General features: G+C 46.6%; 13 protein-coding genes. 7 read left to right on the top strand and 6 right to left on the bottom strand.

Features of this window, described 5'->3' with window-relative positions:
* Positions 1–47 precede the first annotated feature (47 nt).
* From ACFW2W_RS27750 to ACFW2W_RS27740, 3 genes are all read left to right on the top strand, one after another.
* Positions 48–851: an ABC transporter ATP-binding protein gene (locus ACFW2W_RS27750; protein ID WP_378185456.1), complete on the top strand. Its 804-nt coding sequence runs from the start codon at positions 48–50 to the stop codon at positions 849–851.
* Positions 852–1,157: 306 nt separating this feature from the next.
* The gene (locus tag ACFW2W_RS27745; RefSeq protein ID WP_378185396.1) at positions 1,158–1,937 is read left to right on the top strand and encodes a cysteine hydrolase family protein; all 780 of its coding nucleotides are present in this window, start codon (positions 1,158–1,160) and stop codon (positions 1,935–1,937) included.
* A gap of 70 nt (positions 1,938–2,007) precedes the next feature.
* Positions 2,008–2,463 carry a cupin domain-containing protein gene (locus ACFW2W_RS27740; protein WP_378185394.1) on the top strand — a complete coding sequence of 152 codons (456 nt, stop codon included), beginning with the start codon at positions 2,008–2,010 and terminating at the stop codon, positions 2,461–2,463.
* 589 nt (positions 2,464–3,052) lie between these two features.
* On the opposite strand, the gene ACFW2W_RS27735 is transcribed toward ACFW2W_RS27740, so the two are convergent.
* The 3 genes from ACFW2W_RS27735 to ACFW2W_RS27725 form a co-directional block, all read right to left on the bottom strand.
* Positions 3,053–3,889 carry a sulfite exporter TauE/SafE family protein gene (locus ACFW2W_RS27735; RefSeq protein WP_378185392.1) on the bottom strand — a complete coding sequence of 279 codons (837 nt, stop codon included), beginning with the start codon at positions 3,887–3,889 and terminating at the stop codon, positions 3,053–3,055.
* 111 nt (positions 3,890–4,000) lie between these two features.
* Positions 4,001–4,153: a hypothetical protein gene (locus tag ACFW2W_RS27730; RefSeq protein WP_378185390.1), complete on the bottom strand. Its 153-nt coding sequence runs from the start codon at positions 4,151–4,153 to the stop codon at positions 4,001–4,003.
* Positions 4,154–4,185: 32 nt separating this feature from the next.
* Positions 4,186–5,358 carry an NAD(P)/FAD-dependent oxidoreductase gene (locus ACFW2W_RS27725; protein ID WP_378185454.1) on the bottom strand — a complete coding sequence of 391 codons (1,173 nt, stop codon included), beginning with the start codon at positions 5,356–5,358 and terminating at the stop codon, positions 4,186–4,188.
* 210 nt (positions 5,359–5,568) lie between these two features.
* Here ACFW2W_RS27725 and ACFW2W_RS27720 point away from each other — a divergent pair, with 210 nt between their 5' ends.
* The 4 genes from ACFW2W_RS27720 to ACFW2W_RS27705 all read left to right on the top strand — a co-directional run bounded on the left by ACFW2W_RS27720 (position 5,569) and on the right by ACFW2W_RS27705 (position 9,028).
* A complete protein-coding gene (locus ACFW2W_RS27720) occupies positions 5,569–6,090 on the top strand; it encodes a hypothetical protein (RefSeq protein ID WP_378185388.1) in 522 nt (173 codons plus the stop codon).
* Between the two features lie 133 nt (positions 6,091–6,223).
* Entirely contained in the window at positions 6,224–6,850 is a 627-nt protein-coding gene (locus ACFW2W_RS27715) for a class I SAM-dependent methyltransferase (RefSeq protein ID WP_378185452.1), read from the top strand.
* A 340-nt stretch (positions 6,851–7,190) separates the two neighbouring features.
* Entirely contained in the window at positions 7,191–8,597 is a 1,407-nt protein-coding gene (locus tag ACFW2W_RS27710) for an aminotransferase class I/II-fold pyridoxal phosphate-dependent enzyme (RefSeq protein WP_378185386.1), read from the top strand.
* A 242-nt stretch (positions 8,598–8,839) separates the two neighbouring features.
* Entirely contained in the window at positions 8,840–9,028 is a 189-nt protein-coding gene (locus ACFW2W_RS27705) for a hypothetical protein (RefSeq protein ID WP_378185384.1), read from the top strand.
* A 657-nt stretch (positions 9,029–9,685) separates the two neighbouring features.
* Here ACFW2W_RS27705 and ACFW2W_RS27700 read toward each other — a convergent pair.
* From ACFW2W_RS27700 to ACFW2W_RS27690, 3 genes are all read right to left on the bottom strand, one after another.
* Complete coding sequence (locus tag ACFW2W_RS27700) at positions 9,686–11,086, bottom strand: AtzE family amidohydrolase (protein ID WP_378185382.1); 1,401 nt, start codon at positions 11,084–11,086, stop codon at positions 9,686–9,688.
* A complete protein-coding gene (locus ACFW2W_RS27695) occupies positions 11,083–11,292 on the bottom strand; it encodes a DUF4089 domain-containing protein (protein WP_378185380.1) in 210 nt (69 codons plus the stop codon). The genes ACFW2W_RS27700 and ACFW2W_RS27695 overlap by 4 nt, the downstream gene beginning before the upstream one ends.
* A gap of 170 nt (positions 11,293–11,462) precedes the next feature.
* Positions 11,463–11,639: a hypothetical protein gene (locus ACFW2W_RS27690; RefSeq protein ID WP_378185378.1), complete on the bottom strand. Its 177-nt coding sequence runs from the start codon at positions 11,637–11,639 to the stop codon at positions 11,463–11,465.
* Between the last annotated feature and the right edge of the window lie 57 nt (positions 11,640–11,696).

Below are 11,696 nucleotides of genomic sequence, written 5' to 3'. Positions count from 1 at the left end.
CGATTACATCGGGCAATTCAATCTAAAACTTAAAATTGTCACTGATTATGCATTTGCAAGTTTCTCAACTCCATAAACAATTCAAAACCAGACGCGGTTCGCTCGTTGCTCTCAAAGATATCAATTTGCATATTGAAGAGGGAGAATGTATCTGTGCGGTGGGTGCTTCGGGTTCTGGCAAGTCAACGTTGCTGCGCTTGATTGCTGGATTGGATACTCCCACGGCGGGGGAAGTTTTGGTCGATGGGGTGCGGGTGATGGGACCGGGATCTGACCGTGGTATGGTGTTCCAGAGCTATACGCTGTATCCGTGGATGAGTGTTGCAGATAACGTGGGATTTGGCTTAAAGCTGCAAGGTGTCTCCTCGGTAGAACGACGGCGACGGGTGGCTTATTATCTAGATGTGGTGGGATTGTCTGGGTTTGCAAAAGCACTTCCGAAGGAACTCTCAGGTGGGATGAAGCAACGGGTAGCGATCGCCCGCGCTTTAGCCTCGCAACCTAAAATTTTACTGATGGATGAACCGTTTGGGGCGTTGGATGTCCAGACGAAAGAAGCGATGCAGCAATTTTTACTGCAAGTCTGGCAACGCACGCGGACAACAATATTTATGATTACTCATGATGTTGAGGAAGCAGTTTTTCTATCTCAACGCATCTATGTGCTGAGTTCGCGTCCAGGTACGGTTAAAGAAGAATTAAGTATAAAACTGCCAAGCGATCGCACTTATGACATTAAGTGCAATCCTCTGTTTCAGGATTATAAGGATCGGGTAATGGGACTCCTCCGCGCCGAGGAAGATAAAACTTTACTAAAAAGTAGCTTTCAAGAGTTACCGATGGTGGTTTAAGCAACAAGATTGTTTCATTCTTGTTCCGCAACCTCTCCCCAACCCTCCCCGTGAACAGCGCTACCGTGTTGTACATACAAGTCGGCAGACCTCTCCCCAAACCCCTCTCCGATACGGAGAGGGGCTTTGAAAATGGCTTCCCTTCCCTTGTAGGGAAGGGACTGGGGGTTAGGTCTGGGAATATCTCCAAACCTTCTGTAGTGTAGAACTCGCGCATTTATCCCTTGAAGTTAAGAAATAGAAAAATTTAAGAGTCCTGGGCAGAAAAAGTAGTATTCCTCAAGATTGCCCCCTTGCACTCTCCCTATGAATCGACCCCTCCGTACCTTGGGCGTACCGCCGAATGCTTGGGCAGTTGATGCAGAAATTGCCGATATCACGCGCCCTCCTTTAAAACCGCAACTTGTCACCCTAGCCACAGAAACCAAGACGTTACGCCTGGATTTGGCAAAAGCGGCGATTTTGGTGATTGATATGCAGAATGATTTCTGTCATCCAGATGGCTGGCTAGCCCACATTGGCGTAGACGTGACACCCGCCCGAACTCCCATCAATCCTCTCAAAACGCTGCTGCCAGAATTGCGAACGGTAAACGTTCCGGTTATTTGGGTTAACTGGGGGAACCGTCCCGACTTACTGAATATCAGCGCCAGTATACGCCATGTTTATAATCCCACCGGCGATGGCGTGGGTTTAGGAGATCCGCTGCCAGCTAATGGTGCGCCAGTGCTGATGGTGGGCAGTTGGGCGGCGGCGGTGGTGGATGAATTGGAACAAAAACCGGAAGATATCCGCGTCGATAAGTACCGGATGAGCGGTTTTTGGGATACACCTCTCGACAGCATCTTGCGGAACCTGGGCAAAACGACTTTGTTCTTTGCCGGAGTCAATGCAGATCAGTGCGTGATGGCAACTCTGCAAGATGCTAACTTTCTCGGCTATGACTGTATTTTGGTGAAGGATGGTACTGCTACCACATCCCCAGAGTATTGCTGGCAAGCCACTCTTTATAACGTAAAACAGTGTTTTGGTTTCGTGGCAGATTCTCAAGCTATCGTAGAAACAATTAAGTTGGCTAATCGCTAATGCTAATCGCCAATGGTAACGAACAATTAGTCATTAGCCAAACCGATCTCTTTTAGAGGAGAAATGCCCGATGGACTCGTCTCGTTGCATGATTCCGGTCGTCAAGTCTCCTAGAGACTATCAAGCCTTTCGCATCAGTCCTGAGGATAGCAATCGGTTAGCGATTGTCTTCGATCCGGCAAGCGCTAACGTTTCATTAACTTTTTGTGTAGAAATTTTTGATGTTGGTGGGAAAACTCCTCCCAATCGTCACCAGATGGCTGTGGAGATGTTTTTTGTCCTCAAGGGGCAAGGACTGGCGACTTGCGACGGCAAAACCGTCCCCATGCGCCCTGGAGACAGCTTATTAGTACCGCCGACGGGGATTCATAAAATTGAAAATACAGGTGGCGATCGCTTGTATACGCTGTGCTTTATGGTTCCCAACGAGGATTTTGTGGAACTAATTCGCAGCGGCGTCCCCGTCGAGTTGGATGAGGAGGATTTAAGAGTTCTGAATCGTTCAGATGCGCTTGTCGCCTGCTAAAGGTTCGAGAGAAAGAAACGGTTTCTATGCTTAGTTATTAGTCAGGAGTCATGAGTCAGTAGTTATTAGCCAATTGCAATTGACCAATAACCACTGACCACTGACGATATATAAATTCTGGTTGCTTAGTAAGCGGGATTAATTATTTGTAGTAGTGGTTAGCGATAGCGTAACCCATGCAGATGTTGGGTTTCCTGCGTCAACCATTCCCTACCAAAATCTGACGATATATAAATTTTGGTTGCTTAGTAAGTGGGATTAATTCAGGGCTTAAGCAAAGCTTATACATATAGCGTTTTGTAGGGGCAATCCCCCTGTGGTTGCCCACACTATGTGGTGCTATTTGCGTAAGTCCTGAATTATTTTTAGCATGGGTTAGCGATAGCGTAACCCATGCAGATGTTGGGTTTCCTGCGTCAACCATTCCCTACGAAAATCTTCAATTTAATCTTATCCGTTACCGTTGCAAATCGTTTTAAAAAATCCGGCTTGCTTATATATAAATTAATAAAAATAAGTTTAAAAAATATAGAAATATACTTATTTTTAGTAAAGTTTAAACTTCTCTAAAAAGAGTTTTTAGGCAAGTTTAAATTTTAAAGTTGTTATAGTTTTGCCATGCTTGCCAAAAAACATAAATTGATAAAATACCTAACAGGCTGCGAAAGGCTAAGCTGACGATTTTATCGGGTAATTTGGGTAGAAACCGCGTACTTATTTGCGCTCCCAAAAAGCCACCACAACCCAAAAGAAGTCCTTCAAATAACAAAACATTGCCTCTGAAAGCGTGTCCTATACTAGCTGATATTGCTGTAATAACGATGACACCTAAACTGGTTTGAATGGCGACTTTGATGGTTTCTCCTAAAAGTAAAATTTGCAGCGGCACCATAATTACACCGCCACCTACACCAAATAAACCTGCTAGTATCCCAGCGGCACTGCCAGTCGCAATTCTGGCAAAATTTGGATTGAAGAAGATATTTGAATTTTTAGGGATGCTAGATTCGTGGCTGCCTTGAGTTTTTAGTTGTTCTTCTTCCTGCTTCTTCTTGGCTGTTAGCTGCTTGCGTAGTTCAACTAAGTAAACATTTAAAAGTAGTAAGCAGCCGAAAGCTGCTAGTAGTAAATAGGGACGAATTTGGGTGGCTAAATAAGCACCAATTTGTGCAGTGACTACAGCCGGAAATCCAATGGCAATCACTCTTTGGAAGCTGAATAACCCCATCCGCCAGTTTTGGACGCTGCCAGAAATTGCCGTGATTAAAATTGCTAGGCTACTGGTGCCAACGGCTTGCACGGGTGTGTATTTCAAAGCGACTAATAACGGGACAAGAACCGTACCGCCGCCAATGCCTAAAAATCCCGCGAGAATTCCGGCAAAGAGTCCAGCGATCGCAAAAATCAATAAACTGGTGGTTGTCATAGCTGAAGCGCTTTTAGAAAAGTTGATTGAGGTAGTAAAAACGCCTGACGACTCGCATTCGCGGCTATACAAACAAAGCCTGACGAGAGCAGGCTAATAGGGATTGTATCGCTATAGGCTGAAGCTTGTAGCGGATATCTGCTCAATAATAATATGGCGATTATTCCAGCGTTTAATCTTATCGGCAATCCCAATAACTTCAGCAATAATTAACCGCATTGATGCAGATAAATTGCATTGACTCACACTACGAGGACAATTCATCTGTCCACAAGAGTACGCTAAAAGTGTTACTTTCAATACAACTGTAGGGGCGATAATTTGTTTAGAACTTCGTCTTCTTGACCTGCTGCCCAACTCGCAAAATGCTTGGCTAAAGATGGTACAAATACCAAGGGATTTGAGAATCCGGAGAAGAGATAAGCGCCGTCCACGTTATTGAGTGCGCCAACTAAGGGAAGGCGATCGCTACTAAACGCAACCAAGCAGTGATGCCACTTTCCGGGTAGATTCTCTAGTGCCGGTAAGATTTTACCCACCGCAGCACGGAGATTCGCTTCACTTTCCACCGCATCAATTTTAGCGTTGGGGTTTGCGATCGCTCGGCTAATTTGACCGATGCGTAAACTGCCGTCTTTGAACTGAATCGCACCGGCATCTAGAATAGGTGCAACAGGTTCATAATCGGGTTCATCCCATAAGCGATCGCGCTCAGGTATACTTGCTTCTGCTTCTAGTTGAAAGCGTTTTATTTCTGCTGGCATCACCGTTGTCTGCAACTGCACATCAACGGGTGGCATTTCGATGAGTTCGGTATGGGTGAAATACAAGCGGATGGGAATCCCCGCAGCTTTGAGTAGCATCCGACTCATGGCACCGGCACAAATAACGGTTTTGGCAGCGTGGTAGGTTGCAGTTGCGGTTTTGACTCCCTGAATCTTTGCGCCTTTGCCGAGTAGTTCCACCACCCGATCGATTTGCACCTCACCCCCAGCGCGGCGAAAAGCTTGAGTGTAGCCTTGAGTTATTTTTTCTGGTTCAATGTGACCGTGACGGACAGTTAAAGCAGCTGCGATCGCATCTGGATTTAGTAGCGGTTCCATCTCGCAAGCTTCTGCAACGCCCAGTAACCGAGGCGGAATTGCAAAATCAGCGTAGTTGGCAACAACTTTCTCCGGATCATCATCAGTACCAATCGTCAAAATTAAATCCAATTCGCGGAACTGGGTATCGGTGTCTAATTCCTCAGATAAGATGCGGTGACGCTCAATTCCCTCAGCACATAACTGTCGCGTCAACTCAGTCGTCCCTGACCAGTAGGCAATTCCACCATAACTATAGCGGGTGGCACCTTGCAGTGAGGCGTGTTGCTCTAATAAAAGAACCGAGAAGCCTTTGATTGCCAGTTCGTAAGCCAGCGCCGCGCCTGTAATGCCGCCGCCGACAACAATCCAGTCGTAAGTTTTCATCATTGCCATTGGTCATTCCTGCGTCTAATGACTATTTTCCTTCCCCGCGCACACACGCTCTGTAAAGCTCTGTAACCCTAACGAGCCTTGGTTTTTGCCTGATTTCTGGAAATGCTTTTCGTCGATTTGAAGAACCACCAAAGCAGGCAATTGAAGGGTGCTAAGTGCAGATGCCGACAACTCGTCTTCAGTTCAAAGGAAGGTTAACACATGGCATTCGGTTTCCGTAAATTTAATTGCAAATATGCCTCGACGCTGGCGCTACTAAGTGCAGGCGCATTTTTATTGTTGAACTCCCAAGCATGGGCGACAGCACCCACTAAAAACGCCTCCGGTGTTAATCTTTCTAAGAGTAACGTAGGCGATACTACCCTACAAATTGCAGCCGAACCACGAACCGGCGTGAATCGGCGCGTACAGTTTGCACGGGGGAGAAGCTCTACTACGATTAAGGGAGCGGTGCCGCTGGGCAAAAAAGACACCTATATTTTTAGGGCACGGAAAGGTCAAACCATCATTACAGAAGTAGTGTGGGAAGGAGATCGGGTTGGTGGCGATAACGACGACCAAGGATTGTCCGGTTTCTCCTTCGTGTGGCCTAACGGAGAAGTGTTCCAAGACCCACAAGATGGTTATTTCGAGGCAACATCAACAGGCGATTACCGGGTTGTGGTTGCACAGCCTTACAAGCTGACCAGTTCCAGATACACATTTAAGTTAACGATTCGCTAAGGATTGCTACAAGTAGGGGCATGGCAATGCCATGCCCCAAGCGGTTGTACAGCTACTCAGCACCAGGTCAGCAGCTAGTCTAAGTTTGAAGACATCTGTCGTAGATAATAAGCAAATTTCTATAGAGTTGCAAATGCAAAGTCCCTGTTGCTGGAATAAGCGCTTATTTGCCTGGTTGCTATACAAAGGCAACGCTGGCTATGAAAAACTGGTAAGCGATCGCAAGCGCAATCTATTTTCTGACTTGCACGGCGATGTGTTGGAAATTGGCCCTGGAACGGGTGCGAACTTCCCTTATTATCCCAAAGACATTCACTGGATTGGCATCGAACCGAACCCGTATATGCATCCTTATCTCCGAAAAGAAGCAGAACGGAATGGCTTAAACAATCTCGATATTCGCAGTATTAGCGCCCAACGACTGGAAGCTGAAGATAACAGTATAGATGCGGTCGTTAGTACCCTTGTCTTGTGTTCGGTACCGGATTTAACAGCAACTTTCAATGAAATCTTGCGAGTCCTCAAACCCGGTGGACGCTTCTTGTTTATCGAACACGTCGCCGCACCCCAAGACACTTTCTTGCGACGGGTACAGAAGGGAGTGCGTCCAGTGTGGAAATTTCTTGCCGATGGTTGCAACCCAGACCGAGAAACTTGGGTAGCATTAGAAAATGCTGGTTTTGACCGTCTCAATTACGAAAAGTTTGAGCTTGATCTCCCAATTGTTAGTCCTCAAATCGCAGGTGTGGCGACCAAGTAGCGGTATTGTTTGGGAAAGTAACTGAAGTTGTTGGAGTGCGCTCTTTGTGTAGCCTAAAGTCTGCCTTGAACTCAAGTTCAAGGCTCATAGCTCAAGTCCATTGAAATGGACTAAAATTCTTACTCAGTCTTCTCTTAGAAGACTTTATAGCGGTTCTCGGTTGGGTGCGGTACAGTTTTGACCTCGCTTCCATTCCTCTCTCCTAGAAGGAGAGAGGCTTTGAATTATTCACCCACAACCGCGTCGGGAAGGGGGTTAGGGGGTTAGGTTTCGTCTGCGTACCTCACCCGATTGAAAATGGCTATAGCTGTTAGCAAGGGGTTTAAACCTCAGGCGGGTAATGCGACTGGTGCAAGATGTGACAACCGACTTATCGCTAGCGAATTCGAGCTTAAAGTCGCCTTTAACAAGGCTGAAAGTTTATCCTAGATTGCGTCTACATATTAGCTTTGCCGATCTCGCAGCTAGTCTGTACTCCTTTCTTTACTTCCCAAACAGAGAGCAACTCATCCGAGACATTCAACTTGATTGGCAGGGAAATCGAGAAGGTTTAGAACCTCAATACAATAACGTCAAAAAACTTCTCCCTAAGCCTGGGTTTAAGAGTGGATGGGACAAGCCAATTGATGATTGTAGCGAGGTTCTAGTCACGCTTTCAGTCAGAACAGCGCTCGATCTGCTGCTACAGTCATTAAAGCTTCCTGCCGGATCGGAAGTTTTGATGAGTGCTGTCAATATCCGGGATATGGTTGAAGTGGTGAAACGGCACGGGTTAGTGCCGATACCTGTTGATATTTCTTTAGATACGCTTGCACCCGATCTCAAGTTACTGGAATCTTTGATTTCGGAAAAAAGTAAAGTTTTGATTGTGGCACATTTATTCGGCTCGATTATTAATCTCAAGCCTTATACCAAACTGTGCAAGAAATATCAAATTTTCCTAGTTGAGGACTGTGCCCAAGCTTTTGCTGGTGACAAATATCACGGTTCTAAGGATGCGGATGTAAGTTTATTTAGTTTTGGCCCGATCAAGTCCTGTACGGCTCTTGGAGGAGCGATCGCTGTCATTCGTGAGCGATCGCTAGCTCAACAAATGAGAGATATCGATCGACAATATCCCTGCAAGAGCGAATCTTGGTTTTTTAAACGCATTCTTAAATATTTTTGCTTAAAGCTTTTTTCTATTCCTTGGTTGTATTACCACCTACTTGTTTTTCTTAAATACTTAGGAAAGAATCTCGACTCGGTGATTAACTCAATGACACGGGGGTTTTCTCAAGGAGATATTCTTGCAAAAATTAGGTATCGTCCTCCAACTCAGATGCTAGTTCTTTTGAGGCGGAGATTAAGAAACTGCAATCCCCAATGGTTTGAAAGGCGGTCAAAAAATGCCCGAAAATTTCTTTCCCTTCTCAAACCCGAAATTACTTGTCCCGGAAGCAAAACTGAGTACAACTCGTTTTGGGTTGTTCCCATACTGGTTTCAAATCCCCCATCTGTGATGGCAAAACTTAGAGAATATGGTTTTGACGCCACTCAAGGAAATACCAGTTTGACCTTTATAGATAACGCTTCGTCAGGTGACAAACCAACGAAAGGATCTGTGAATGCACAACGCCTGATCCAGTATGTTCTTTACCTGCCAGTGTCTGAATCTTTACCGGAAAATGACTTGGTGTGTCTTGCACAATTAATTAATGAATTCCATGAAGCGTGCCCAATGACAGCCAAAATGCCCGACGACTAGGTGGGCTGAATACGCGACAATACTTCAAGGGATACCTCTCCCCCAACCCCTCTCCGGAATCGGAGAGGGGCGAAGAGTTCTACCCCCTTCCCGATTCCGGGTAGGGGGCTAGGTTTGCCTTATCCGAGAAGCGGGATGCTCCCCTCAAAGCAGGCTTTTTTATTATGAAATCAAAATTCTGTCAAGAAAATGCAAAAAGATGTTATATTAATTTACATAGGTTTACACGAGGTTACACATCCATGCGATACACCAATAAAGAAGGGAATACCCTAACCCTTGATGAGTGTATGACTGCCGACAGCTTCTTTATGGAGGCTGATGTGTATGTCGGCGAACCACTAGAGATGCATTTCAACGAAAAACAAGAGCTAAAAGCAGGCAAAAAACCGAAGAAAGCAGTAGCACTCAACGCAAGCGATCGCACATAAACCGATCCCTGCTAATGTACTTTTGCTGTTAGCTAGGCAACCGATTTATAGCTTTTCGGTTGCAGAAACTTCAAAAATTAAAGAATTCTGGAGGTGTTCCAGAGCGATTGTTAGAGCGATTGACACCCATAGCCAGATCGGGGGTTTGAAAAAGCTCAACACTGCTTGCTCAACACTGTTAAAACACCTTCCTAAACCGAATATCTCTTCTCTAGACATTAACCTCGGCGTATACAACCGAGGTTTTTTCTTTTGAGCTAACAGTCATCTAGCAGAGCTATTTAGTTCTAGACATAAACCGCCCAGAACTCAAGTTCCGGACTAATAGCTGGCATTCCGTTAAAACTGACATCTTGCACCATTCTCAACAAGCCGCCAATCCAGCCCGGAACTCAAGTTCCGGGCTAATAGCGAAAGTCCACTAAAGTGGACTGAAGTTCTTCCCCAGTCCACTTTAGTGGACTTTCGCTATTAGCCAGGGGTTTGAACCCCTGGCTGGCGGGTTAATGCGATAGGTGCAAGATGTGAGTTTTAACAGACTATAACCTTTTCTCAGTTGCATGGGTTAATGCTATCGCTAACCACTACTACAAATAATTAATCCCGCCTACTTAGTCATCACCCAAACGCGATCGCGCGAACGTCTCCACAAGCAAGTTAGAAGCGATCGCCATTAGCAATCGGCGCTGAAATGATACCCTGTGCCTCCAGTACCGCCGCCACCCGGAGAATTAGCGTCTCGTGATAAGGTGCGGCGATGATTTGCACTCCTAAAGGCATGGCATCGGGGCGATGAATCGGGACAGATAGAACGGGCAAACCAATAAAAGATAGCGGTTGCGTGAACAGTCCTAGGTGGGGACGGACTAGCACCTCTTCTCCAGCAATCGCCATTTTTTCTTGTCCAATCCGAGGGGCAACGCAGGGAGTCGTTGGGGCGAGAATGATATCAACCTCGCTGAAGATTTCCCGAACGCGATCGCGGTACCATTGCCGAAATCTCTGTGCCTGAATGTACCAGCTTGCCGGAATTAGGGCACCCGCTAGAAAGCGATCGCGGGTTGCCGGATCGAAATCACCAGGACGCGATCGCAAGGAAGCTAAATGCAGATTCGCCCCTTCACTCGCTGTAATCACATACGCCGCTGCCCTTGCCCGATGGGGTTCGGGGATGGTGACAGTTTCTTGCACGCCTAACGCCCGCGCTACATTAGCAACCGCTGCCAACGCTTCTGGTTCTGCACCTTGGGCAAAATAAACATCCGCGACAGCAATTCGCAAACCCTCAATGCTCCGTTTGAGGTGTGGCAAGCACAGTTCTGGAGGGCGATTCGTACAAACCGGATCTTTGGCATCTGCCCCTTGCAAGACATCAAAAACGGCAGCTAGGTCGCGCACAGAACGTGCAAAAGGTCCAATATGATCGAAGCTACTGGAAAACAATCCCGCGCCTGCTCTTGACAAACGCCCATAAGTCGGCTTAAAGCCGAAAATTCCGCAAAATGCGGCAGGAACACGGATTGAGCCATTCGTATCTGAACCCAGCGTCAGCGGCACTAACCCAGATGCCACAGCAGCCGCAGAACCTCCAGAGGAACCTCCGCTAACGCGAGTCAGATCGTGGGGGTTTGCTGATGTACCGTAGTGGCTGTTTTCGGTGACAAAGCCATAGGCGTACTCATCCATATTCAGCGCCCCGACTAGCACGGCACCCGCTTGTTTGAGTTTGGCGACGGCGGTGGCGTCTTGGGTAGCTGGAGGATTTTCGGCGTTAATTTTTGCACCTTCGAGGGTAGTTAAACCGGCGATATCGAAGAGATTTTTCACGGCAAAGGGCACGCCTGCTAAAACACCCGGATCGTTGCCTTGCGCGATCGCCCGATCGATTCTTTCGGCGTCTGCCATTGCCATCTCAGCAGTGACAGCAGTAAAACAGTTCAGCGTCTGATTCTGGTCGGCAATTCTTGCCAATGTAACTGCAACGACAGCTTTTGCTGAAACTTCAAAATTCCGCACGGCACAGGCAATTTGAGTGGCATCAGGATAGGCTTGGCTCATGGCTGAAACACAGGTGCGGCTTCGATTTCATCCGGCAGAGGAAACTCATTGACGAGTTGAGCGATCGCGGCAATTCTGCTCAGATTTTCCACCACACCTGGATGGTGTTCTGGAGCGAGTGGCAAGTCAATCAATTTTGCCATTAAATTGACATATTCTTCAGCGATTTCGTCAGCGGTCATTGAGATAATGGAAGAATGGTGCATATCACTTTGGCAGATTGCAGATTAGTCCGATGACGGACTACCCTCCCTTGAAGGCTAAAGCCTTACGGCATGAACGTGCCTAAGTTTGTTTAGACGGGAATTCTATTCGCCAGGTATTTTTTCTGTTTTCATGTCATTTTTCTCAACTGATTTATTTAGTATTTTATTAACTAATTTCGAGAGCGATCGCGCTGAATGAACGAGATTAGCGTGAACTTGGACACCAGAACGCAAAGATACTGGGAAAAAGTGGCGAGTCGCATTCTTCGAGGGCGATCGCGGCTAATCATTGCTGATGCAAATAGCTCAACAAATAATCCGTAGGGTGAATGCAAAAAATTTTTCATCTACCTTAGGGTAAAAAAAGCCTTGGTGAAGGTGCGCTCTGGATTCCAATCTTGAAA

The sequence above is a fragment of the Coleofasciculus sp. H7-2 genome, assembly GCF_042747725.1.
Taxonomy (GTDB): Bacteria; Cyanobacteriota; Cyanobacteriia; order Cyanobacteriales; family FACHB-T130; genus FACHB-T130.
The sequence above is the reverse complement of the archived record's forward strand: the minus strand, read 5'-3'. Positions and strand labels throughout refer to the sequence as shown.